Annotated in this window: 18 protein-coding genes, 1 pseudogene and 1 other annotated feature; of the genes and pseudogenes, 10 read left to right on the top strand and 9 right to left on the bottom strand. The window is 65.9% G+C overall.

Annotated elements, in window-relative coordinates:
- The first annotated feature begins 853 nt into the window (after positions 1–853).
- Positions 854–1,720: a hypothetical protein gene (locus tag ACTWPW_RS49320; protein ID WP_443172897.1), complete on the top strand. Its 867-nt coding sequence runs from the start codon at positions 854–856 to the stop codon at positions 1,718–1,720.
- Entirely contained in the window at positions 1,704–2,438 is a 735-nt protein-coding gene (locus ACTWPW_RS49315) for a TetR/AcrR family transcriptional regulator (RefSeq protein ID WP_443172896.1), read from the top strand. Before ACTWPW_RS49320 ends, ACTWPW_RS49315 begins: the two co-directional genes overlap by 17 nt.
- Before the next feature lie 7 nt (positions 2,439–2,445).
- Here the strand turns inward: ACTWPW_RS49315 and ACTWPW_RS49310 are convergent, their stop codons facing one another.
- From ACTWPW_RS49310 to ACTWPW_RS49285, 6 genes are all read right to left on the bottom strand, one after another.
- Positions 2,446–4,242 (bottom strand): ATP-binding protein, encoded by a 1,797-nt coding sequence (locus tag ACTWPW_RS49310; RefSeq protein ID WP_443172895.1) that lies wholly within the window; start codon positions 4,240–4,242, stop codon positions 2,446–2,448.
- Entirely contained in the window at positions 4,239–5,363 is a 1,125-nt protein-coding gene (locus ACTWPW_RS49305; RefSeq protein ID WP_443172894.1) for a hypothetical protein, read from the bottom strand. The genes ACTWPW_RS49310 and ACTWPW_RS49305 overlap by 4 nt, the downstream gene beginning before the upstream one ends.
- Before the next feature lie 143 nt (positions 5,364–5,506).
- A complete protein-coding gene (locus ACTWPW_RS49300; protein ID WP_443172893.1) occupies positions 5,507–7,465 on the bottom strand; it encodes a hypothetical protein in 1,959 nt (652 codons plus the stop codon).
- Positions 7,462–8,577: a 5'-methylthioadenosine/S-adenosylhomocysteine nucleosidase family protein gene (locus ACTWPW_RS49295; protein ID WP_443172892.1), complete on the bottom strand. Its 1,116-nt coding sequence runs from the start codon at positions 8,575–8,577 to the stop codon at positions 7,462–7,464. The genes ACTWPW_RS49300 and ACTWPW_RS49295 overlap by 4 nt, the downstream gene beginning before the upstream one ends.
- The gene (locus ACTWPW_RS49290; RefSeq protein WP_443172891.1) at positions 8,574–9,275 is read right to left on the bottom strand and encodes an NUDIX hydrolase; all 702 of its coding nucleotides are present in this window, start codon (positions 9,273–9,275) and stop codon (positions 8,574–8,576) included. Before ACTWPW_RS49290 ends, ACTWPW_RS49295 begins: the two co-directional genes overlap by 4 nt.
- A gap of 258 nt (positions 9,276–9,533) precedes the next feature.
- Positions 9,534–10,409: a phosphorothioated DNA-binding restriction endonuclease gene (locus ACTWPW_RS49285; protein WP_443172890.1), complete on the bottom strand. Its 876-nt coding sequence runs from the start codon at positions 10,407–10,409 to the stop codon at positions 9,534–9,536.
- 577 nt (positions 10,410–10,986) lie between these two features.
- Here ACTWPW_RS49285 and ACTWPW_RS49280 point away from each other — a divergent pair.
- The 3 genes from ACTWPW_RS49280 (at position 10,987) to ACTWPW_RS49270 (ending at position 16,876) form a co-directional block, all read left to right on the top strand.
- The gene (locus ACTWPW_RS49280; protein ID WP_443172889.1) at positions 10,987–14,121 is read left to right on the top strand and encodes a DEAD/DEAH box helicase; all 3,135 of its coding nucleotides are present in this window, start codon (positions 10,987–10,989) and stop codon (positions 14,119–14,121) included.
- Positions 14,122–14,166: 45 nt separating this feature from the next.
- Positions 14,167–15,228: a hypothetical protein gene (locus ACTWPW_RS49275; protein WP_443172888.1), complete on the top strand. Its 1,062-nt coding sequence runs from the start codon at positions 14,167–14,169 to the stop codon at positions 15,226–15,228.
- 79 nt (positions 15,229–15,307) lie between these two features.
- Positions 15,308–16,876 (top strand): SMI1/KNR4 family protein, encoded by a 1,569-nt coding sequence (locus tag ACTWPW_RS49270; RefSeq protein WP_443172887.1) that lies wholly within the window; start codon positions 15,308–15,310, stop codon positions 16,874–16,876.
- A 472-nt stretch (positions 16,877–17,348) separates the two neighbouring features.
- Here the strand turns inward: ACTWPW_RS49270 and ACTWPW_RS49265 are convergent, their stop codons facing one another.
- Entirely contained in the window at positions 17,349–17,843 is a 495-nt protein-coding gene (locus ACTWPW_RS49265; protein WP_443172886.1) for a hypothetical protein, read from the bottom strand.
- Here ACTWPW_RS49265 and ACTWPW_RS49260 point away from each other — a divergent pair.
- A pseudogene (locus tag ACTWPW_RS49260) lies at positions 17,833–18,051 on the top strand (hypothetical protein); the annotation flags it as partial. The gene ACTWPW_RS49265 and the pseudogene ACTWPW_RS49260 overlap by 11 nt on opposite strands.
- A 180-nt stretch (positions 18,052–18,231) precedes the next feature.
- Here ACTWPW_RS49260 and ACTWPW_RS49255 read toward each other — a convergent pair.
- Together ACTWPW_RS49255 and ACTWPW_RS49250 are read right to left on the bottom strand one after the other, a co-directional pair.
- A complete protein-coding gene (locus tag ACTWPW_RS49255; protein ID WP_443172885.1) occupies positions 18,232–18,777 on the bottom strand; it encodes a hypothetical protein in 546 nt (181 codons plus the stop codon).
- Positions 18,778–18,875: 98 nt separating this feature from the next.
- The gene (locus ACTWPW_RS49250) at positions 18,876–20,852 is read right to left on the bottom strand and encodes a LamG-like jellyroll fold domain-containing protein (protein ID WP_443172884.1); all 1,977 of its coding nucleotides are present in this window, start codon (positions 20,850–20,852) and stop codon (positions 18,876–18,878) included.
- 114 nt (positions 20,853–20,966) lie between these two features.
- On the opposite strand from ACTWPW_RS49250, the gene ACTWPW_RS49245 reads away from it, so the two are divergent.
- The 4 genes from ACTWPW_RS49245 to ACTWPW_RS49230 all read left to right on the top strand — a co-directional run.
- Entirely contained in the window at positions 20,967–21,365 is a 399-nt protein-coding gene (locus ACTWPW_RS49245) for a transposase (RefSeq protein ID WP_443172883.1), read from the top strand.
- Entirely contained in the window at positions 21,328–22,440 is a 1,113-nt protein-coding gene (locus tag ACTWPW_RS49240; protein WP_443172882.1) for an IS30 family transposase, read from the top strand. Before ACTWPW_RS49245 ends, ACTWPW_RS49240 begins: the two co-directional genes overlap by 38 nt.
- A 9-nt stretch (positions 22,441–22,449) precedes the next feature.
- Positions 22,450–22,563, top strand: a sequence feature (AL1L pseudoknot).
- Positions 22,492–23,181, top strand: coding sequence for an IS3 family transposase (locus tag ACTWPW_RS49235; RefSeq protein ID WP_443172881.1), 690 nt, complete (start codon positions 22,492–22,494; stop codon positions 23,179–23,181). Its footprint overlaps the feature before it by 72 nt.
- Positions 23,182–23,264: 83 nt before the next feature.
- Positions 23,265–23,627 (top strand): site-specific integrase (locus ACTWPW_RS49230; RefSeq protein WP_443172880.1); only part of this gene is annotated, 363 nt, incomplete at its 3' end.

Raw genomic sequence — 23,627 nt, 5'->3', positions numbered from 1 at the left:
CCGGGGGCACTCACCTAGATCGGCATTTCAGGCCCCTGACCTGCGGTTTCACAGCCGCAGGACTTTTGTTTTGTGACCTTGGTAGGCAGCCGACGGTGTCCGCATGCAGCCGTAAGATCATGATCAGGGGACATGCGCGGGATGATCTTGACTACGTTTCCCCAGGTCAGGACGCATTCTAGGCCAGCCAGCATCCCCGGAGACTCGCTTCCGGCCGCCCGGCGCGGGGTAACACAGCCGTTGATCATGCCAAGTGCGTGCAGAAACTCCGGCTTGGTCGGCGGGCACAGGCCTCGGACTGTGCCCACATGCTCAACCCCGATCTGGAGAGCGGCCTCCAACGCCCTGGACCAGGCGGCGCCCACCGTGCGGTGCCAGGGGAACGCAACCACCTTCGCCACCGCACCTTCACCGCGGACCAGTACTACATCATCCATGGCGAGAGTTGGCTACAGCCCGGCGACGCAGCGTAGCCACGGTCGCTCTACCGTCCGATGACTGCGTGGAACAGGGCCAGCGCTCCGCCAGCGGCTCCGCCACCCAGCAGGAACGCTGCCGGTAGGGATTGCCCGCTGAGAGAGGCGAGCAGGCCTGCGAGCAAGCCCACGACGATCGCCAGCAACAGGACGACGGCGGCACGGACACTCAGCAGTGGGCCCGGCGGTACTGCCACGAAAACCTCCCGAGGGTGATGACGACGACCGTGGCTCCTATGTCGCACCAAGGAGGTCACCCCACGAGAATCAGCCAGAAGCTCCGCATGAAAAAATCTTGGGAAGTTCCGTGGGGTCCCTGCGGCGCACCCACTTACAAGGGAGTCATCTAGATCGGCGTCAGCAGAAGGGCTGGAACGGTGAGCGACAGCGACCAGATCACGGGCGCGGTGCCTGTGGTCAGCGCGCTTGCCCAGCCGGTAAAACCTGCTGAACAAGATCTTTTCGATCTTGACGCGCCGACTTGCTCCGAGATGGCGCAGGCGATCTCGGCGTCGCACACAGCCGAGGCGAGCCAGCTTCGGGAAAACTTGGAACGTCGCGCGGCCGACCAGCGGTTACGCGATGAGATGGCTCTGTACGACTTCAGCGGAGAGAAGTATCGACAGTTCGAGAACGAGTTGGCCCGCTACGGCATGTCAGTGCTTCGTGGCTGGATGTACACCGGATACATCTTCAAACTCACCGCCACTCGCAGACTCTTCCTGACACCCACCGATGCGGAGCTCGAAGAGCTGCACCGCGACTCAGATGCCCGCGAGGAACTGGCCACGATGACTGTCGCACTCGCCCTCCCGCGATTCCGCCGACACGCACTCGTCGAGGGCGGCTGGCGCTACGAGGGCGGCGCGAGCCTTCCCACCTACTTCATGGGAGCGTGCCTGTTCGTCTTCCCCAACGAGTTCCGCAGGCGCCGAGCACAGCAGAAGAGGTGGTCCCGGGCACTCGCCCAGGAGGCCATCATGCTGGACCCGGACGCCGGCATCACCGCCGACTTGGAGTCTCAGGCACTGGGACGGATCCGCGTTCGTGATGATCTGCGCCGTACCGGTGACCGCACCCGCGCGATTGTCGCCCTCACCCTCGACGGCTACAGCCAAGAGGAAATCGCCGAGTTGCTCGGCGAAGCCTCAGTCCGGGCAGTCGAGGGGGCACTGTATCGGTGGAGAAAGAGCGAACAGCAACACGCCCCTGAAGGAGGGATCTCTCGTGAATGGCACGGCTGATGAGCCGTTCGAAGAGCTGATCGAGCGGTCCTCGCTTGGCGCGCCCGGTGCACGTCAGCTTCGACAGCGCACCCCCCAGCCGAAGACTGACGAGCTCCGGCGCATCCAAGAGCAGCGAGCCGGACGATATGTAGGGCTGAGCGCAGAACAGCGGCTGGCGGATCGACGTGAGCGGCTCCTCGCCACCGCGTACATCCTGTTCGCGAAGCCGGGCTTTCACGCCACCACCATCGAACGAATTTGTTCAGAGGCTCGCATCTCAAACAGGGCCTTCTACGAGTGCTTCGGTGGGCGCGAGGAACTGCTCCAGGCGTTGTACGAGCGCGTCGTAAACGACACCCTTACCCAGGTCACCAAAGCGATGGAAGAGGCTTCAGCTCCTGAAGATCAGTTCGTTGACGGCATAACGCGATACATCGAGTTCACCATCGCGGACTGGCGACGGCCACGCATCATGCATGTCGAAGCAGCTCAAACCAGTTCCATCGGAGAGGCCCGGCGACAGGCGCTCAGACGCTTCGCCGAGGTCTTTCACAGAGTTGTGACCAACTTGCCCGGGGGTCGCTCGCGAGATCCGTACCTGTATGCCCTAGGGGTGCACGGTGTGCTCCACGAACTCATCTGCGAGTGGCTAGAAGCCGAGAAGTCACCGTCAACTGAAGTGCTAGTCGGGACCGTCGTTAACATCTTCCTCGGGGGCGCTCGTACAGCCCGTTAAGCGTTTGTTATGCCGTGTGCATGCGCCGGGAACGCGCGGGACGCATCTGCACGAAGACCGGGTTGCGGAACACCGAGCCCGTCAGCAGGCATTGCCCCTGCCCCAGCGCGGGAACCGTCGACCACAGAGCCTCGTGCACGCCGCCCGTGGTGGCGCGTACCGGGGCGAGGTTGCCGGCCGACTTGAGCTGATGGATGAACCGCGTGTTCGCCAGCTCGAACAGCTCCTCCGGCACATGCCCGGGCTGCTGCGACACCAGCACCAGACCCATCCAACGCTTGCGGCCACGACGGCTGATGACCTGCAACTGGTCCAGCACCGCGCGCATCCGGCCCGCGCTGGCTCGCGAGACGAACGTGTGCACCTCTTCGATGACCACCAGCACCGGCGGCCGCGGTCGGCCGTTCTTGCCGATGGGTTCGCCGCGGGCGACCGCGATCACCCGGTCGAACAGGGCCTGCAGTAGGAAGGAGATGGCGATGTTGCGGGCGCTGTCGTTGGTCTCGCTCACGTCGAAGACGCTCAGGCGCTGCCCCACGAGCAGCTCGTCCACGTCCAGGTACGGGGTGTTCCTCGTAGGCCGCCAGTCGAGCATCTCGGACCTGCCGAGCTTGTACAGCTTGTTCCTCAGCGTGGACGCGGTGGCCTTCTCCGCCGAAGGGATTTTCGGCGAGAGCAGGGGCATGCCGCCCGTGGCCGGGTCCTCTTGCAAGCCGTCGATCAGGTCGCTGAGATCGTACGGGCGGTCAGGAGAAGGCGGCGCGGGAGCGGCGAGGGTGCCCATCCTGCCCGGCCTGGAGCTCCTCTCCGCGTTGCGCCGCGCCTGGCCCGTGATGGCTCCCCACATCCTCACCTGAGGTTCGGTGAATTCGAGGACGTCGGCGACGATTTCCTCGGGCACGTCGGCGATCGGCACCTTGAAAGGCAGCGGATCGGGCGCGTCCGTCATGCCGGCGTTCGGCACGTACACCCGGAAGTCGGGGATACCGCGCGGACGCCGCGCGTCGAAGCGTTCCTCCAGCAGGCGAGCGAGGTGCGGCTCATCGTTCCCCTGGTCCATCCGTACGTACTCACCCTCGACGTCGATCGCGACGACCGCCCAACCGGCGCGAATGGCCTCCTCCATCAGCACCTGGGTGGTGTTGGACTTGCCTGATCCCACGGTGCCGAAGATGCCGGCGTTACGCGGCAGGAAACCCTTGTTCGCCGAATCCGCCTCGACCCTCACGTCGTCGTAGCCGAGCAACGAGCCCAGCTGCATGTCGCCTTCGATGCCGAGCATCCGGCGCAGCCGGTCGCTGGGATAGATAAACACCTGGGAGTACGGCCGGGGGCGGGTCGAGGTGGGGAGCACGTTCTCCGCCGGGGTGACCTCGCCGAGAATCTCGATCGTGCCGGCGGCGTAATAGGTGGGCCGGAACTGGGTGCGTTCCGGATGGAGCAGGGTGGTGCGGCTGATGGCCGAGTCGGGGCCGATCTCGTGTGGGCTGTGGAAGGGGCCTTCGACGACGCGTCCCAGGAAGACGATGCCTTGTTCGGTGTCGTTGACGCCCACGTAGGCGTCGCGGCGGAAATGGCGGCGCAGTTGCTCGGAGACCATAACGCCGCTGCTGGTGTTGTCCGTCCCCGGCCCGTCGAAGGCGACGAAACCGAGAGTGATCAGCGATCGGGTGAGGCTGACCTCGGCGGCCTCAAGGTCTTCGGCGGGAATCTCCTGTTCCACGGGAGAAGGCGCGTCGTGCTGGTCTTCCGGCCCTTCCAGTGGTTCTTCGGCCTCGGCTTCGACCTCGGTGTCCGAGCTCATCCTCGTGTCCTCCGTGGGTCCAGATCGGTGAGTCCGTGCTCCACTCCAAGTTCCATCAGGCGCGTTTCGATGAACGTACGGAACTCCCCGCCCTTGAACATCGTGCGGGCCACGTTGTCGGCGAGGTCGATATGGAAAGGAAAGCCGCGCGCGGTCACGGGCGCGCCGGTGTCCGGCAGACCTCGCGTCCAGAGCGCGTCGGCGAGAAAGAGCGCCGCCGCCTCCTCGACCCGCTCCCGGTGGCACTCCAGGAGAAACGGACGATACCCGGCCTTGATGAGCAGAATGGTGACCTCCGGCCCCACCTCTGCGATGAAACTCCGGAAACTCGCCCGATCCAGGTTGTTGAAACCCGCCCTGGTCGTCCCTGCTCTCTCATCACCGTCCAGGAAACCGGTGAGGTCGTCGGCCAGCGTACGCAACTCGATGAACTCCCCCGGCTCCAGGACGATGCCGGCGTTGAGCACGTCCAGGTCCTCGGGGCTTTCACTGACCGCGATGAACCGCTGGTCCTTGATGTAGTGGCGCACGAGATCGAAGACGGGCGGCAGGTTCTCCCGCGGATGTCCCACGCCCGTACGGAGCTCGAAGGGAACCAGCTCTCCGTGGATCATCCGCCAGTCGGCCTCCTGCGCGAGCAGGAGCTTGCGTTCGCCGAAGAGCATGAGGGCGCGGCTGGCCAGGTTCGAGGTGCCGTGCACCTTCCGGAGATTGTCGAAGAACTCCCTGGCCGTATCACCGGTGGTGGTCAGCTCGTGCTCGAAGACCCTCGTCACGAGACCGACGGATTCGCCGGTGTTGGTGACGATCACCACGCCCACCTGGATCTTCGTACCGCTCAGGAGGGGTACGGCGGCAAGAGTCCCATCGGAGGCGGCGACGATCCCGGTGCGCAGGAGATGCTTGGCCCATTGTGTCTTCTCGGGCGACGGGCGGCGAATCTGGGCGCTCAAGTCTGGATTCTCCGCCAATATTTCGGCGCGGAGCTGTTCCCGCCGCTCGTGCGAGGCCAGGACGGCCGTGTCCACCCGATCGCGCAGGTGGTCGACATAGTGTTCGAGCTCCATCCATGGCGCGACCGACAGGATGTCGGCAAGGCTTTGCGCGTCACGCTGTTCCACTGGACCTCCAGCCCCTCCAGTGACGCTTCGCAATCGATCACCACACTCTGTTGCAGAGTAGCCACGTGACCGACGGAGTTCCAGGTCTTATAGGCACCAGGTCACTGTCGGCGGAAGCCACCCGCAGAAGTGCTTGAACTCGTCTACTCGGGATCGTTCAAGGCGGCCGAGAGATTTCCCGTGCGCAGCTCTTGCTGTTCGACCCATTTCTTTCCCTCGGCGGCGATCCCTTCCAGTACGTGGAGGGTGTGGGGAATGCCCGCGGCGTCCAGGGACACTTTGGACACCGCGCCGGGGCTCTCGCCCTGTTGCAGCTCCTCAAACCCGGAACTGACCTCGACACTGATCTCATGGCCGTTGACCAGTGTGAGCTGGAAGGTGCGTTCGTCGTTGCCCGACTCGCTGACCCCTACGGAGGCGACCGCTTCGAATCGGTAATTGAGCCTCTGCCAGTCGTGGAAGGTGCCTTTCAGGAAGTCGAGCCTGACAGTGAGCTGGCGGACGCCTTCCTGCGTGATGAGGAAGACCAGGAGCTGATACTTCTTGTAACGCCACGGACCGCCACGCAGCCGCGCGCGCTCACTCGACCGAACGGGAGCCTCGATGAAGGCATGCGCGATGACATCACTCATGGTCAGCCTGTAGTGCCGCAGCGCCTCCGCGAGGAGCACCTTTCTGTCGCAGTCCAGCCAGCCGGCCATCTCCGCGTCGCGGGGCTTGTCCGCCATCTTCGCGCGCCACCGGGCCAGACCCTCCAGGTCGGACTCCAAGATCCGGTCGCTCTCAGCTGCGTCCGCGGTGTGCCGGCGGCGCTCCAAGAAGACGTGCAACCACGCGTGTGCGCTGATCCATCCTGAGATCAGCAGGAAGAGGATCGTGACGATCGCCAGAGCAGGCTCGACCGGCACGGCGCCGACCGCTGCCCAGCCGCCTCCGCTCGCGAGGGCGAGGAGACCGAGGATCGCCAGAGCCCTGGTGCGTCCGGGAGTGGCGAGTTCCGTGCGGTAGCTCCACAGCTCGTCCTTCTTGCGGCGCTCGCCGGTCTCTCGCGCGCGATGCCTGATGAGCCAGGCGATCTTCTCTATGCCCACCCCCGCGTAGACCTCTGCGATCTCGTCACGCAGGCTCCGGCGGATGCCCTCCGTTTCGGCCAGCCAGTTGTCACGATCCACTCTGGGAGGGAGGTATTTGGCGAAGTAGTAATTGATCCGGTGCTCGGCCTTCTTCGCGAGGCTGCCGCGCTCGGCCTTGGTGCCGGGGCCCAGGTACTCCCTGTCTTTGGCACGGCGGCGTACGACGCGGAAGCGCCAGTCCGCGCTGTTCCGCATGCCGATATAGGCGCCGGCAATGCCCAGCAGGTAGGCGAGCATGAGGAGCACACGACCGCTCTGCATGATCAGGTAGCCGAGTTGGGCTACCGCTATGGCTAGGACAGCCGTCGCCGTCACGGCTTGGGCCCGCATCCCCAGAGGCGTGTCGGGTGGTCGGGGCTCCCGTCGCCGGGGCTTCTCCGGGACCGGATGGAAGAACTTCCAGATCCGGTCCTTCCGATCAGCGCCCATCTGATCCGTCTGTGCCTTCGTCAGCGCCAGATGCCACAGATGGTTCTCGATCGGGCCGTCGAGGTACAGCTCCAGATGCTCCAGGATCAGACTGCGTTGCGGTTCGCGGAGCGCGTCAAGGTCTTTGACGACGACTCGGATATCCTCCTCGGCCTTCCCCGCCGACTCCAGGAGCCGGTCGATGATGCGGACGCCGTCCCGCCACGGGTCCTCGCCCCAGAGCCGCATAGTGGTGCGCCGGTCGCGTAGCTGGGCGGTCTCGTCCTTGGACAGCTCGTGCCGTGTCCGGCCGCTTACCATGGCGAGCAACCAGTAGAAGTAGACCTCGTTGGTGGCGTAGCCCGCCATGGCCTCGTTGATGAGTTGCCGGGCAGGTTCGGGCATGCGGCCTTTCAGGAAGTACACCCCGGTCCGGAACTTGGTCTCGGGTGGATCCTGCGGTGTCGTCATGTAGATGGCATCGACGTGAACGGTCCCTGCCTGCACTCCGACGTGGGAGTCTGTGGCCACGTTCTCGACGCGGTGCTCCGGCTCGGTCATGACAGGGACTGGGCCAGGGCAATGAGGACGGTCAGCTCGGCTGCGAGGTCGGCCACGTCACCGACGAGCCCGCGCAGCTTCTTCAGCGCCAGCGTCAGCGTGTTCGCGCGGTCCGGTGTCTTCGTCTCCAGCGCCTGGTCTGCCGTGACGAGCTCCGCCTCGGCCGCCTTGTACGTCGCCTCATCCAGACGTCCGTCCGCCCACGCCTGCCACAGCCGGGAGCGGAATCCGGCCAGTGCCTCGGGGAGCTCCGCCTGCCGGGACGTCTGAGGAGCGATCCAGATACCGCCGTGCACGGTGCCCGCCTGCACTCCCACGTGGGCGTTTCCCTGGGCGATATTCGTGTTCGTCTCGGGCATGGCAGAGCTCCTTGTCGTGGGACGTTCGGTGGACAACTCCTCGGCCAGAGCCGCGGCGAACGTGGCCGCGTTGGCGACAGCCCTCGGCTGCCACTGCTCGCGGTCCGTGGCTTCCTTGGTGCCGTCGGCCCGGTCGCTGATACCCCGGATGACGACGACGGGCACCTGGTTCAAGTGACCGGCCTGTGCCACGCCGGCGCCCTCCATCTCGATCGCCCGCGCGTCGTTGTAGTGCTCGCGGATCCACCGGGCGTGATCAGAAAGCCGGGAGTTCAGCACCACCTCCCCCGCGGCGATCGGCCCGAAATGCACCTGCGGTCGAGGATCGAGATCCTTGGCCCAGGAGCCGGTCCGGTGCAGGTGCTGAGCTATCTGGTCAGCGGCGTGCGAGGTTTCCCACACTCGAGGACGGCTCTTGAAACCGTCGTCCTCGCTGGTGCCGCCGTGGAAGGCGTACACGTGCGTGGCCACCACGACGTCGCCGAGCGCGATGTGCGTGTGCAACGCGCCCGCCACGCCCACGAAGAGCAGCGCGGCCGGCCGGAACTCGGCGATGGCACGTTCCGCCAGCACCCCTGCGGAAAGATTGCCCTTGCCGACGTGCGCCAGGACCACCTGGCCTCGTCCAGCCGCCAGCCGACCCACCTCGAAGAGGGTGCCTTGAGAGTGCCGGTGCAGACGCGGGCCGACCAGCTTTTCCCGGACCGCCTGGTATTCCAGGTCTAGTGCGGTGAGGATCACAACAGGGCTCACTGCGCCGGTTCCTTTCCGTTCGGCGAGTCGACAGGACGGATCATCGGGGGGTACAGGACCTCGCGCGGGCCGGCCCTGAACAGCCGGGCCGGTCGCCCAGTCGCGGCCTTGCGCGCCGAACCGGCCGGGACGATGAAGCCGTCGGTTTTCTTGATCTTTCGATAGAAGTTCCGCGGGTCGAGCGGCATCCCCCACACCGCCTCGTAGACGTCTTGAAGATCCGTGATCGTGAACGTCGGCCCGCAGAAGGCCGTGGCGAGCGCGGAGTGCTCAAGCTTGGCGCGGGCGCGCTCGATGCCGTCCGTGACGATGCGCCGGTGATCGAACGCGAGGTCCAGCCCGCCGGAGAGCACCCGATCGGTGGGCTGCCAACCGGCGTCGGCGGCATCGGTGCCGGCGGTCGGCTCGGGCAGCCTTGGGGCGATGGCCAGGAAGGCGACGCTCACCACCCGGCCACGCGGGTCCCGCCCTGGGTCGTCGTAGACACCGAGCTGTTCCAGCCGGAGTGTCACGACGCTCAGGTCGGTCTCCTCCGCCAGTTCTCGATGAGCCGCGACGAGGAGACTTTCTTGTGAGTGTTGCAGGAAGCCGCCCGGCAGCGCCTGGGCGCCCTTGTACGGCTCGATGCCGCGCTCGACGAGCAGCACGTGCAGGCGTGAATCGCGCAAGGTGAGGATCACCAGGTCAACGGCGAGCAAGATGGCGGGCGGCTCCCATCGATCGTCGCTCATGCGCCTGACTCTAGATTTTTGTCAAACTGACAAAAAGTAGCGGCGCGGTTAGCTTCGCCATCCCCCGCAATGCTTGGGGGCCTGACGCCTGTCCGCTTGTACAGCGTTCCGGGGCGGGCATGCCGGTGACAGTACGTTGCCCCTCCGACAATTCGATGTCAGGTGTTACGGACCTTCGGCTCGTAGGCGGCCCGGCTGCGCGTCCAGATCCCGCAGCCAGTGATCTCAGCCGCGGGCGGGCGTGCGGAACACCTGGTGGCTATGCCAGTCGATGTGATTCTGCTCGACTACCTCCAGGCCGGGCTGAGGCTGTCGGACGGGTCGGCCGGCCAGGGTGAGCACCATGTCACGGGACGACTGCGAGCGGCCGACGAATCTGGCCGAGACGGCGATGGTGCGCTCCGCGGTCAGTCCGAGGACGCCCTTGTCGAACAGTTTGTGATGGATGGCGCACAGGCACAGGCCGTTCGCCACGTCGTCGGGCCCGTCGAAGGCCCACCAGCGCACGTGCGCGGCGTCCAGGCCCACCGCCGCGCCGTCCAGCCAGCCGTCGTAGGAGCAGAACGCGCAGCAGTACTCGTACGCCATGAGCACCCGGTCGCGGAAACCCCGGTCGCGTTGCTTCTTGGTCTCCGTGAGGGTTTCCAGCGTCTCCAGGTCCAGGCCCGCCAGCAGGCAGAGGTCGGTGTGCAGGGACGGGGCGAAGTTGGCGTCCAGAAGGTATCGGACCATCCGCCCCAGCAGGCCGGGCTCCTCCGCCAGCGCGCGGGCCAGGTCGGGATGCAGACGGCCGGCGGCCTGGCTCTCGCGCAGGCGGCCCAGCTCCGGACCAGGGCTGCCAGGGCCGTGGCGGGTGTCGACCAGCCAGAGGCCGTCGTTCGTAAGATGATGGAACGGGTAACCAGGGCTGGTGTCGCGGGGCGGGCCGTACTCCTTGAGTAATTTCCTCAGCTCGACCTCGGCGGCACTGAACGGAATGGGACCGTTGCCGTGCCGCTGGAAGTGGCTCAGGGCGTACAGCAGGAGGAGCGGTTTGTGCGGGGCGCGCTCGCCGCCTCTGCTCCAGCGCCGGATCTCGGCGACCCGCTCGATCCAGTCCACAATCGGCCAGTGTAGGACGATCTTTTCGGTCGAGGTATTCGCGTCTCGCTTTGGCCGACGGCGCCCTATAGCCCTCGTGAGCTGGACGGCCTGCTGCGTACGGTGTCCGATCCTGACCTGATCGACCCGCGTTCGCTGAACCTCGCCAACTCCCCGAGACCTTGGGCGCGCGCACGCGTCAGGCGCGGCGCCATACGGGATGAGAACGATGCGGTGCGGCTGGCTTGGCAGGTGTAGATCGTCCATCGAGTCGCTGATCTCCTCGGCGACCTGGTGCCGGGGGCCGCCACCACCGAGAAGATGGTGGAGGCCACGGAAGAACTGCTGGGTACCGCCCAGCGCGCTGGCGCGAGTGGCGCTCGCGAACGCTGCCAGGGCCCTCCGGACGTACGGCATCGAGGTTGAGCGGGTGGCTATCCCGGCCGCTGACGGCGTGCTGGCCGCCTGGATCCCGGCTTGCCGGCCAACATCGCGATCCTGCCCACGTCTCTCAGGGCGTCCCGTTAACCTGTGGTCGCCCCGAGAGCTCCAGTACCGAGACCTGACGAGGTCGTGCGGTCCCTCAGCTAGGAGTGCCGTGAGCCATCTGAACGACAGCCGCGCGCGTGTCATGGAGTTCTGGCGGGCCTGCGAGCTGTTCAGCCCGCCGAGTCTGCCAAGGGTCGATCCTCGGGACGAGCGGGAGCCGGTGTTCCAGGTGGCGGCCGGCGCCCTGCTTCCCTGGGAGGCCGGTCACCCTCTCCAGCGCAGGCGTATCAAGCCGCACATGACGTGGCGTTACATCGTCTACGGCGGCGTCTTCCAGCTCGAACGGGTACGGGTCCTGCTGGAGAACGTGTTCGGGCCCGACCCGGAGAACTTCGACCGTGCCCCGCAGGGAGCGAGTGCGCTCTTCGCCATGCTGGTCACGGAAGAAGGCCGGCCGTTGCTGGGAGCGTGGGAGTTCTCCAGTGCCGCCTGGGCGGCAGGTCGCACGGTGTCCCCCGGCCACCGGGATCCGGCCTGGCTCAAGGGCTTCGACGCGGCGGCCGGTCGCGTAGGGACCGCCGGCGAGGAACTCGTCGCCGCTCTGGAGCATGACGAGCGAGCCGCCGAACTGCGGAACGAAGGGGTCTCTGTCGGTCGCCCTCTCAGGCAGGACGACTTGCGGGCGCTCATGAAGCTCACGGCCGACCGGTTCGGTGTGGAGGAGGTCCTGGCTCCCGGCGGTCTGCTCGTCAAGTGCGTACAGGTCTCGCGCCGGCGCGAGCACGACGATGACGGCAGCACCGACTTCCTGAACAGCTTCATCGTCCACGATCTCGAACGAGTGGCCTCAGCCGTCCGGGCAGGAGCCTATGGGGCTGCCTTGGACGCCTATCTGCGGATTCCGGAGCTGTCCCGTACGGACCTGCGCAAGGAACCGCAGGTGGTTTTCGAGCACGTGTCACCCGAACATGTGCCTGCGGGACGTTGGCCCCAAGGGCCGGGCCTGCCACTCGCGCTGAGCCAGCAGTTCGCGGTCAACACGATCATGTCCGAGCTGTCCTCGGGGGCGGGATTGTTCGCCGTCAACGGGCCTCCGGGCACTGGCAAGACCACGATGCTCAGGGATCTGATCGCGGCCAACGTCGTGGAGCGCGCGCTGCGCCTGTCCAGGCTGCCCAGCACCGAGGCCGCGTTCACCGGAGAGATGCGCTGGCAGACAGGCGACTTCCGGCGGGTGGTGAGCCTGTGGCGCGAAGAGCTCACCGGCTTCGAGATGGTGGTCACCTCGGCCAACAACGGGGCCGTGGAGAACGTCACGACCGAGATCCCCGGAGAGAAAGCGATCGACGCACTCTGGAGAGGTGAGGCCGCCTACTTCGACGACGTGGCGAGCCGGGTGCTCGGCGAACCCGCCTGGGGCCTGGTGGCCGCCAAACTCGGCAGGAAATCCTACCGCATGGAGTTCGTCAGCAAGGCCTGGTACGGCACCGCCGACGAGCCCGGCCTGCGGATGAGCTTCGAAGCGTGGCAGAGCACCGTGACGGACTCATGGGCAACGGCCGTCGAGTCCTTCACCCTCGCCTACGAACGCGTCCAGGCTCTCCGGCGCGAGCGGGCCACCGCCCACGACGCCTTGCGGGACCTGCCCGTACAGCAGCGCATCATCACACGGGCGACCAAGCAGATCACCGCCGCCGAAGAGCGCCTCACCGCCCTGCGCGGCGAGTTCGACGGTGCAAAGCGTCTCGAGGAGTCGGCCCGGCAGGAGATCACCGCACGCAAGCGCAGCCGCCAGGAGCATCAACAGTTCCAGCCCAGCCTAGTCACCGCGCTCTTCACCCTCGGGAAGGCCTCCCGGGAGTGGCATGCGCAGGACCGGACCCTGGCAGATGACGTTCAGAGTGCTGAGCACGCGCTCGGCACCGCGACCGCGCGATCGCAAGGACTTCGCCAGGCCGCCGCGCAGATCTCCCATGAGCGCGACTCCCTGCGTGCCGAGTTGCACAGCGCCCGGTCCCGGCTGGCCGAGCTCCAGTCCCGGCTGGCCGTCCAGCAGGAGCGGCTCGGGCGGTTCTTCCCGGACGAGCGCTGGTGGACCGACGAGGAGCACCGGGAAAGTCAGACGCTGTGGACCGACGAGGCCTGGAACCACGCCCGTACCGACCTGTTCGTGGAGGCCCTCCGCCTGCACCAGGCGTTCCTCCGGGCCGAGGCGACGCGGATGCGCAGAAGCCTGCAGGCCGCCATGGACGTCGTCACCGGCGAAGTGCCACGTGACGCCCCGGAGGAGGCGGTACGAGCAGCATGGCAGAGCCTGTTCTTCCTGGTCCCGGTCGTCTCCACCACTTTCGCCTCCTTCGACCGCGTGTTCTCGCACCTGACGCAGGGAGCACTGGGCTGGTTGTTCATCGACGAGGCCGGCCAGGCCGCGCCACAGCTCGCGGCGGGCGCGATCTGGCGGTCACGGCGGGTGGTGGCAGTTGGGGATCCTCTGCAACTGGAGCCGGTGGTGACGCTGCCATTCGCCGCCCAACAGGCACTACGCCGCACGTTCGGCGTCCAGGAGGAGCACTGGCTGCCGGGACGTACCTCGGTTCAGCAGCTGGCCGATCATACGAACGCGTACGGCACGTATCTGCCTGGAGAGGACGCTCCCGTCTGGGTCGGAGCCCCGCTGCGCGTCCACCGGCGCTGCGACGAGCCCATGTTCGGCATCTCCAACACCATCGCCTATGACGGACTCATGGTCTACGGCAAGATCGCCGCATCATCGATCGAGCTGCCGGAGAGTGTGTGGATCGACGTGGTCGGAGCTGGATCCAGCGGACACTGGATCCCCGAGGAGGGGGCCGCGCTGGAGCGCATCCTGGCCCGGCTCGCCCGCGACAGGGTCGCGCCGGAGGACATCTTCGTGATCAGCCCATTCCGTGACGTCGTACGCGGGATGCAGCAGGTCGCGCCGCGCTATCCGGGCGTGGAGGCAGGGACGGTGCACACGGCCCAGGGCAAGGAAGCCAAGGTGGTCATCCTCGTCCTGGGCGGCGATCCGCAACGGCCAGGCGCCAAGGCCTGGGCCGCCAAGCGGCCGAACCTGCTGAACGTGGCGGTCAGCCGCGCCAAGGAGCGCCTCTACGTCATCGGCGATCGGGCGTCGTGGTCGACGCAGCGCTACTTCAACGTACTCGCCCGCGATCTTCCGAAACTCGTGCTTCCGCCCGGCTCTCCGACGTACCCAGACCGCTGAGAGCACCATCGACCAACCCCCGCACCGACTGGCTGGAGGACGGCCATGAACAGCGACGGAATGTTCCACATCGACGAGTCCGGTCGCCTCCTCGCGATGCGTCTGGCACCCTACGAGGCCGAAGAGGTTCTTCAGGAACTGCTCGCCACTCACCCGGACCTCCTGGCGGGCGGGCAGATGACGCCAGGCGATCCTCGCCGCTGGCTGTTGGTACGGCGGGAGGCCGGTGTCCCCGACCGCGACGGAGGCGGCGGACGCTGGAGCCTCGATCACCTCTTCGTCGACCAGGACGGGATCCCTACCCTGGTCGAGGTCAAGCGGGCCAGCGACAGCCGCATCCGCCGCGAGGTCGTCGGCCAGATGCTCGACTACGCCGCCAACGGAGTCCTCTATTGGCCCGTGCTCAACCTTCAGGCACAGTTCGAGCAGACCCAACGCGAGTCCGGCCGGGATCCCCAAGAGATGGTCGCTCAGCTCTGCGAGGACGACACAGTCACCGTGGAGTCCTTCTTCGCCAAGGTCGGTGACAACCTGCGAGCAGGCAAGATCAGGTTGGTCTTCGTCGCCGACGCCATCCCCGACGATCTCCGCCGCATCGTGGAGTTCCTCAACGAGCAGATGAACCCCGCGGAGGTTCTCGCGGTAGAGGTCAAGCAGTACGTCGCGGAAAATCACGGATGGCGCACCCTCGTCCCGGCCGTGTACGGACGCACCGCGGCCGCCTCCGCCAAGTCCGTCGTCGCGCGGCCGAGCCTGAGCGAACTTCGCGACCAGGCGAACGAAGACGTCCGCACCCTTTGGACCCTGCTCGAGCAGTGGGCCGACGAGGAAGATCTGATCCTGACCCACACCGCCGCAGGCGTCATCGTCTCGGGCCGGAACGACCTGCGTATCGCGCAGCTCTACCCGAAGAATCGGGCCCTGTGCGTCAACCTTGATCCGCTTCGCGGGCGCGGACTCAACGAACTCGCGGAAGCCTGCCTCGCGACCTTGCGCACACTGACGAACAAGCCGCTGACCCCGGCCTATCCGTTCTTTCCCGCGCCTGATGCCGTAGCCAAGTGGGACGACGTCGCGAAACTCCTCAAGCAGCTTGCCGCGGCGTGAGACATCGGGAACGTGGCTAGGAAGGCATCTCACTGTAGGCGGGTCGAAAGGCGGGCATGTGGTGCAGCACAATCCAGATATGGATCTTGCCACCCTGGCTGCCGTCATCGGCCCGCCGCCCTCTGATCCCTTCCCCATCGACTGGCCCGGCGTCGAGCGGTGGCTCGGTCTCCGGCTTCCCGACGACTACAAGGCGTTCGCGGAGAGGTACGGGCCCGTGCTGGCCGGGGAGTGGATCTGGGTCGTGGTGCCCCATCGCTCCGGGCGCGGCGGCTATTTCCGGCAGCTCGACGACCGGCAGGGGCTGCAGCGCAGCATCCGCGGCACGGATCCGCCATCTCACCCGTTCGCCTTTCATCCCGAACCGGGCGGGCTGCTGGTGTGGGGTGAGTCGCGCGGCAGCGAGTACTACTTCTGGGATACCTCGGTGTCCGCTGACCCGAACCAGTGGCCGACCAGGGTCTTCGTCCAGCAGTGGCGGGATGAGCGGTGGCAGCTGGTGGACGCGCCCATGACAGAGGTGCTCGCCGCGCGGGTACGCGACGGCCTTGGCCTGGGAGAGGCCCTGCCCGCGGTGTCACCTCCGTACGCCTGGAGGTTCGCCCCGCTCGCGCTGAAGGACGTACCAGAGAGGACCTCCTTCCCGGGAGTACCGCTCGCGGTCGAGGTCGTAGGGCAGGCGGCGAGGGTCGCGGCGGCCACGGGGGTGCCCGAAGACTATGCCGCGCTGGTCGGCGAGCACGGCGTGGGCAGGCTGGCGGGCGTGCTGCGGCTGCTCGCTCCAGGCGCGCCGGCGGGCTTCGACCTGGATGCGGAGGAAGCCGTGGTGAGCGCGCGGCTGCGTACGCGGCGGGCCGCGGGGCAACGGGTCGTCCCGTCGCCGATCGCGCCCGAGCCGGGCGGGCTGCGGTTGTGGGGGATGTTCGACGGGGGCGAGACGTGCTGGTGGCTTCCCGTCAGCGACAAGACGGCCGAGTGGCCGGTGGTGCTGCTCGACGCGGACGGTGTGGGGTGGCAGCGGCTGCCGTACAGCGCCTCGGAGTTTCTGGACCGGTGGCTGGACGGACGGCTGGATCTGCCGGTGCTGTCGCTGCCGGCGGTGCCGCGTCCGCGCGTGCTGTTCCCGCCGGGCGTCGAAGCCGCCGTACCCGCGGAGGGAGGAGCGCGGGACACGCTGGCGCAGCTGGCGACGATCATCGGAGAGCAACCGGCCAGTTCCGACACCTGTGACTGGGCCGGGATCGAGCGGTCGCTCGGCTTACGGCTGCCGAGCGACTACAAACGGTTGTTCGAGAGGTACGGGATGATCGGAATCAACGGCATCTCAATCGTGCATCCGGAGGAGCTGCAGGAGCAGCACGAACAGCGAGCCGGGTATCTCGACCGGAACGCAGACAAGGCGATGGCCGTGCATCCCGCTCCAGGAGGGCTGCTGTGGTGCGCGGACACCGAGGGCCGCGACTTCATCTGGTGGGACACCAGTGATCCGGACCCCGACCGGTGGACGATGGTCTGGGATATCGAATTCGACCGGCACACCTTTCCCGGCACCCTCACCGAGTTGGTGATCGCCGATCTGACGGGCAGGCTGGGCAAGCCGCTCACCGCGCTGGATCCGTCGGATGACGGGCCCATGATGTGGACTTGAGGGCGGAACCGTCTTCCCGACTCCCAGATCGGACTGGATGGCCCCCAGGCCATAGCTATGAGCGCTCAGCCGCTCTCACCAGGACCATCGACCAACGGCGCCAGCAGGGCAGTGCTCCACGCCACTCCCTTGTGGGTAACGAGCGTGGAGGTGGCAGCCTATGAACCGGTCACACGACCAGAGCGCCTGGTAGCCGGAGTAGCGGTCGGCGTGCGCGTCGGTGCCTTGGTGGTGGCTGGTGGGGAGACCCGCATTTGCAGAGCGGGAGCACCTTGCAAGGCTTCTACCGGGAGTATCGCCTCCACCAGTGCAAACATCCGCCCAGCGACGGACAGGGCAGGTCTTTGCTGAGGAGCCAATTCAGGAAGAACAATAATCACATGTGGCCCGCTAGCAGAGAAACCGGACACCGTTCGACTCGAGCTCTCCTAAAGCGGGTGCCGCAGGTTCGAATCCTGCCGGGGGCACTCACCTAGATCGGCATTCCAGGCCCCTGACCTGCGGTTTCACAGCCGCAGGTCTTTTGTTTTGTGACCTTGATAGGCAGCTGACGGTGCCCGCATGCAGCCGTAAGGCCATGATCAGGGGATATATACGGGATGATCTTGATGGCGTTTTCCCAGGTCGGGCCACATTTTAGGCCGCCACGTTCGCCGGTACCCGCTTCCGGCCGCGCGGCATGGAGCGAACACAGCCAGCCTGATCGTGCCGAATACGTACGTAACCTCCACTCAACCCGGGGCACACCAAGGTCTCCAAGAAACCCGGCGCGGTTCAGGAAGCGGTCGGTAGCCTGCTGCGGGTGCAGCGGTCGGCCGAGCTCGTCTGTGAGAACGAGCCCGGAGTCCATCCAGTCTTTGCCCGCAGCCAGCCGCTCGCTGGTCTGGCGCTTCTTATGCTCTTTCAGGATCGTCATGGTTTCGGTGTAGACGGCGATTTCGCGGTCGCTGGCGTCGGTCAAGGTCATCGGCCACTTCCCCGGTGAGACCTCCTGCGTCTCCCTCGTGTGGGCGGTGCTGGACCGGACCGCGCGAGGCTGGCGCGGCTTCGCCATAACCAGCAAGGGCCTGCGCGTCCTTCAAAGACCTGCGCCGTGCCTGCTTCACCCGCCCGCCCAGCTTCGTCCGAGCACCACCACGACGGCCGAATCGACACCCGACACGGTGGCCGCCTAGGATCGCTCCACGGCACCTACCACGTTGAGCCTTTACACCGCTCCGACTCCGAGGACGCGACCTGCCCGACCTCAAGGCCGCCGAGCGGGATGAGCCGGTCGCGAAGAACGTCGATGAAGTTCCAACCGCAATCGGTGCAGTCATCGAAACAGCGGAACCGTCCCAGGAATCTGCTTGGGGTCAGGGCATGTCACACAACAGCCCCTCCGATGTGGTCCAGTTCTCATCGAGGAACCGTCCGGTGATTCTCCCGATGACGATCAGAAGCTGCTCCACCAATTCCGGCACAGGCGTGGTGTTGTCGTACGGCAAGTCAGCCCAATGAGCGCCGAACTCCGACTCATCGAAGATGTCCTTGTACTCGCCATCGTGGGTGTAGACCGGCTCGTCGAGTTCCTCGATCCCGCCGACGTAGGAGATCTCGAACACGCGCCGGCCATGGCGGCTGAGCTCCTGTGCTGATGAAGCCTGCCCGCCACTGAGGAGAAGGGCGTGGGACCAGCCGGGCGCATGCGGGGTGATCCACACGCGCTGCGCGGGGCCCAAGGGGTCGTATGACCGTATGGCAGTTTGAAAGTCGCACCTCTCTGCTGTCCCGGCCGGGAAGCCCAGTCGCCGGGCCACCTCGTGGCCGTCCGCGATGCTGACCCACTGAGCGCCGAACCGCGTGTCGAGCCCGTACGTCTCCAGGAGCTGTAATTGGTTTTGGGCGGGAAGAAAAGTCATAAAATCTCCAGATTCATCGCGGGAAAGGTCGAGAGAGGGCTCTGAATCGGCAATTCGCCCATTCAGAGCCCTCTCCCGGCCTCTTTTGTCGTCAGACCCTAGGGCTCGATGAGCACCCAGAACGAGTTACCTGTGCCGACTCTGTATTCGTCCTGCCAGACTCTCATCCTGGATCCCTGTCTAGTGTTGTGGGTCTTGTTCAGGGCTCGCAGCGAATACCTGCCCTGGGCGGTGCCGGCCCCCTCCTTGGCTGAGGCGAACGGATACTCGTCACAACTGTTAGGTCCTCCTATGGGTAGCTTGTCGGCCCGCCATGGCTCGTTATATTTTTCCGGCATGTAGTACTTGCAGTAGTTGATGTAGATGGCATGTCTTGGATTGTTTGCGGGGATGAGCCATCTTTTCTCGTCCGGCTCCCCCATATCCATCAGCATGTTGATCTTTGAGAAGCGCATCCTGTTGACGTCCTGGGTGTTGGGCTGGAGCTTTGTCAGCGGGTCACCCTTGGCTGCCCAGTTCCCGACGGTTATCTTCTTGTCCTGCTCATTGCCGAGCGGCTTCTTTGGAGGCACCAGTGAAGGCGTGTCCCAGATCCACCCCGGCCTATATGGTGGCCAGGGAGGCGCGAATCCCGGGGTGAAGACATCATCAATGTGCTTGATCACCTCCGCGAACTCGGGGTTGCGTCTATAGGACATGACGAATACGCGCTTCGCTCTGGTGTTAATGCAGCCGCCGCGACGATCCTCCCTGTTCGGATCGCTGGCGCCGAAGGGCAGGTTGTCGCACCGGAAGTTCGGGATGAACCGCTTCCAGCCCTGAGGTTGCCCGCTTCCCTTGCGGAACACCCCGATCGGCTTGCCGTCCTGGCCTATGACCTCCTGGCTCCAGAGGGGAAGCTCGAGGTATTCGGTCTCCATTCCGAGGAGCTCTTCATAGAACACGACGTATGGCTTGACCCTGCAGATGAAGACGCTCGAGGGGTCGATCGTGGCTCGAACATCGAAGGTTTGGTACGGGCTGGGGATCCAGTCCGTGATGTCCTTCTTCCTGTCCGGGCCGGATTCGCAGTCGCCGTCTTCCAGACCCTCCGCGCCGGCGCGCACCCTTGCCGCGATCGGTATGTCGCTGAGCTGCGACGCGGGGATGACAACGCGCCCGTCCCCGTCGACGACCGCAAAGTCGTCGAACTGAATGAACACCTTCATATCCGACGGTTTGATACCGGTTCCAGCACCGCCGACCACCCCGGCCCCGGTCGAGTTGCCCAGGTAGCTGTGGATGACCGTGGTGGCACGGAACCGGAAAGCGTGGTTGTCGTCGAACGGATTCGCTCGGCTGCAGATCCGCGCGAGAACACTGCCCTTCTTCCCGAAGAGGCCTTTGCAGAAGGACTTCTTCATCTTTCCGTCTGAATCGTCCTCCTCGTAGTCCTGGATGTAGAGGTAGGACGACCAGCACGAATTGTAGGACAGCTCTCGAATGCGAGCATCATACTCCGCATGGCCGGTTTCGCCGGGGCTGACCTGGCACGTCTGCAGACTGATGCGCTGGTAGTCGAACGAACCCGGCACAGCCGCCGCCAGGGCCTTTGCTGCTTCATTCTGCAACGCCGGCGCAACAACAGGAGCGGGAGCCATGATCGACGTCACCACGACGGTGACATCGGCGGCGCTGAGAGGTCGCTGATAGATCTGAACCTCATCGAGATCGCCGTTGACCCTGCTGCCCAAGCTCATGGCGGTGTCGGCGTTCCACGTGGCGAAACTTACGGGCGCGCTCTTGACGAGGGTTCCGTTGAGGTACAGCGAGGCGGTCCTGGCCGTCGCGTCGTATACGCCGGCCAGGTGGAACCACTCGCCGACCGGAGGCTCGACGCCGGACAGCACACCTTCCACCGTGGCGTTCGTGGTGTCGGCACTGGTGAGGGTGAACACCAGGCCGTGGTCGGCGGTGTTGCCGAGCCGGAAGGGTGCCTGGTGGGTGCCCTTCTGTTCAAGGACGGTGTAGTCGCCTTCCTTGTCGCTCCAACGTAGCCAGGCGGCGGCGGTGAAGCTCTGGTCGGTCCTGATCACCGGTCCGGTGGTCTCGGCCAGGGGTTCCTCGCCGGGTTGGGTTGAACCGCTCCGACTTTCTTGGAGACCCTGAAGCCAGCATGATCGTGCTGGCGGAAGGGAGAAATACACACGATGCCAGCCCCCAGGAAGTACCCGCAGGAAGTGCGCGAGCGCGCGGTTCGGATGGTCTTTGAGGTCCGCGAGCAGACCGGTAATGCGCCGGGTGCCATCGCCCGGGTAGCTCAGCAGCTCGGCGTGCACCGCGAGGCGTTGCGCGGCTGGGTCCGGCAGGCTGAGGTCGATGGAGGACAGCGGCCGGGCACCTCGACGGCCGATGCCCAGCGGATCGCCGAGCTCGAGCGGGAGGTCCGTGAGCTGCGCCGGGCGAATGAGATCTTGAAGTCGGCGGCCTTAGATTCAAACGATCAACGCAACACTGCTAGTGGATGGGTGGATCGTGGTTCGGATGGGTCGGCCGGGGATGTCGGACGCGATGAAAGAGGACTTGTGGCGGCGGTGGCGCGCGGGTGAGTCCATCAGCGTGATTTCCCGGGCCCTGGGCAAGCCTCCGGGGTCGGTTTTCACGGTGCTGAAGCATCATGGCGGCATCGCGCCGGCCGAGCGGGTGCGCCGGGCCGACCGTTTGAGCGCCGAGGACCGGGAGTCGATCTCTCGCGGCCTCGAGGCTGGAGCCTCACTACGTTCGATCGCCGTGTCGATCGGCCGCCCGGCATCCACGGTGAGCCGGGAGGTCGCCCGCAACGGCGGCCGGGCGAAGTACCGTGCGCTCGCCGCCGAGCAACGCGCTCAAGAGCAGGCACGCCGCCCAAAACCGTCCGCCCTGCAGAACAACCCGGTGCTGCGCCAGCTGGTGATCGAACTGCTCGACAACGAGTGGTCCCCGGAGCAGATCGTGGGGCATCTGCGGCTGATGCACGCCAGCGACCCGGTCATGCGGATCAGCCACGAAAGCATCTACCGCGCAATCTACACGACCCGGTGGAAACTGATCCCACGTGAGCTGTGCACCAAGCTGCGCACACACCGTCCCATCCGCAAGAACAAGAAGAACACGGTCAAGGGCCAGTGGCGTTCCCAGATCACCGGGGCACGGCCGATCGAGGAACGGCCTGAGGCAGCCAACGCCCGAACCGAGCTCGGCCACCTCGAAGGCGATCTCGTCATCGGAGCCAAGAACAGTCAGATCGCGACGCTGGTCGACCGCAAGTCCCGCTACCTGACCATGATCGCGCTACCCAGCCGTCACACCACGACGGTCATCCCCGCTCTGCAGCAGGCGTTCTCACGGATGGATGCTCGCCTGCTCAGCACTCTGACCTGGGACCGCGGCATGGAACTCGCCGGCCACCGGCTGCTGACCGAAGCGACCGGCGTCGATGTCTACTTCGCGGCACCGCGCAGCCCGTGGCAGCGGGGCACGAACGAGAACACGAACAAACTAATCCGGCAGTACTTACCGAAAGGCATCGATCTGAGCCTGTACAGCCAAGCTGACCTTGACGCCCTGGCCGCCCGACTGAACAACCGTCCCCGCAAGTGTCTCGGCTACCGAACCCCGGCCCAATGTGTTGCCTTGACTCTTTGAATCTAAGGCTGCTTTCTTCGCCCGGGAACTCGACCCCCGACCGCCCAGATAGTGGCCTTCATCGACGCCCACCGCGAGGAATTCGGCGTCGAGCCGATCTGCCAGGTGCTCGATCTCGCACCGGCGACGTACTACGCGGCCAGGAACCGGCCGCGCTCGGCCCGTGAGCGGCGCGATGAGCAGCTGTCGGCCGAGATCATCCGGCTGTGGAACGACAACTTCGAGGTGTACGGGGTGCGCAAGATGTGGAAGGCGCTCAACCGCCAGGGCGTGGCCGTGGCTCGCTGCACGGTTGCCCGGCTGATGCGCCGGTTAGGGCTGTCCGGCGCGGTCCGTGGCGATCACAAGCGCCGCACGACCATCGCCGAGCCGCTGTGCCCGCGCCCGGCCGACCTGGTCGAGCGGCACTTCGCCGCGCCGGCGCCGAACCGGCTGTGGGTGGCCGATCTGACCTACATCCACACCTGGGCCGGGTTCGTCTACGCCGCGTTCGTCATCGACGTGTTCTCCCGGATGATCGTCGGCTGGCGGCTGACCGACCATCTGCGTACCGACCTGCCGCTGGACGCGCTGGAGATGGCGATCTGGCATCGCGGCGGCCAGGCCGACACGCTGGACGGGCTGGTGCACCACTCCGACCGCGGCTGTCAATATCTGTCGATCCGCTACACCGACCGACTCGCCGACGCCGGCGCAGTCAGCTCGGTCGGCTCGCGCGGGGACTCCCTCTTAACCGGCTAATGCGATTGTTTCCCCAGGTCAGCGACACGCCGTGATCTGGTACCTCCTGGTCGGATGGGGTCATCGCGGATACATCTGTTCTCGTGATCGAACAAGGACTCCGGCTGGAAGAGCGTGAGGGCAGCTGGATACTGGCAGGACCGTCCGCCGGGCAGTTCGTCCTGGTCGATGAGTATCTGGCGTATCTGGCCGACCGGAACTACTCGCCCAAGACCGTTCGCGCCTATGGCTATGACCTGCTGGCGTTCTGCCGCTGGCTGGCGAGCGAGGACGTGTCGCTGGGCGAGGTGACGACCGAGACGCTGCTGAAGTTCTTGCACGCCTGTCGCGAGGCCAAGGTTCCCGGGCGTCGCGGCGGCCCGAACGTGGTCACCTTGTCGGGCCGTCGGATGGATCAGTACGCCGCCACGACGATCAACCGGCGGCTGGCAGCCATCTCGGGGCTG

This window comes from Nonomuraea sp. KM90 (genome assembly GCF_052246675.1).
In the GTDB taxonomy this organism is placed as follows: Bacteria; Actinomycetota; Actinomycetes; order Streptosporangiales; family Streptosporangiaceae; genus Nonomuraea.
Note: the sequence above shows the minus strand (reverse complement) of the source record. Positions and strands in the feature narration are given on the sequence as shown.

What these genes read in the sequence shown, in the direction of transcription:
- ACTWPW_RS49245 (WP_443172883.1), top strand. Translation starts at nt 20,967, where the DNA reads ATGCCAGCCCCCAGGAAGTACCCGCAGGAAGTGCGCGAGCGCGCGGTT.
- ACTWPW_RS49275 (WP_443172888.1), top strand. Translation starts at nt 14,167, where the DNA reads ATGAACAGCGACGGAATGTTCCACATCGACGAGTCCGGTCGCCTCCTC.
- ACTWPW_RS49300 (WP_443172893.1), bottom strand. Translation starts at nt 7,465, where the DNA reads ATGACCGAGCCGGAGCACCGCGTCGAGAACGTGGCCACAGACTCCCAC.
- ACTWPW_RS49270 (WP_443172887.1), top strand. Translation starts at nt 15,308, where the DNA reads ATGGATCTTGCCACCCTGGCTGCCGTCATCGGCCCGCCGCCCTCTGAT.
- ACTWPW_RS49240 (WP_443172882.1), top strand. Translation starts at nt 21,328, where the DNA reads ATGAAAGAGGACTTGTGGCGGCGGTGGCGCGCGGGTGAGTCCATCAGC.
- ACTWPW_RS49310 (WP_443172895.1), bottom strand. Translation starts at nt 4,242, where the DNA reads ATGAGCTCGGACACCGAGGTCGAAGCCGAGGCCGAAGAACCACTGGAA.
- ACTWPW_RS49255 (WP_443172885.1), bottom strand. Translation starts at nt 18,777, where the DNA reads ATGACTTTTCTTCCCGCCCAAAACCAATTACAGCTCCTGGAGACGTAC.
- ACTWPW_RS49265 (WP_443172886.1), bottom strand. Translation starts at nt 17,843, where the DNA reads ATGACCTTGACCGACGCCAGCGACCGCGAAATCGCCGTCTACACCGAA.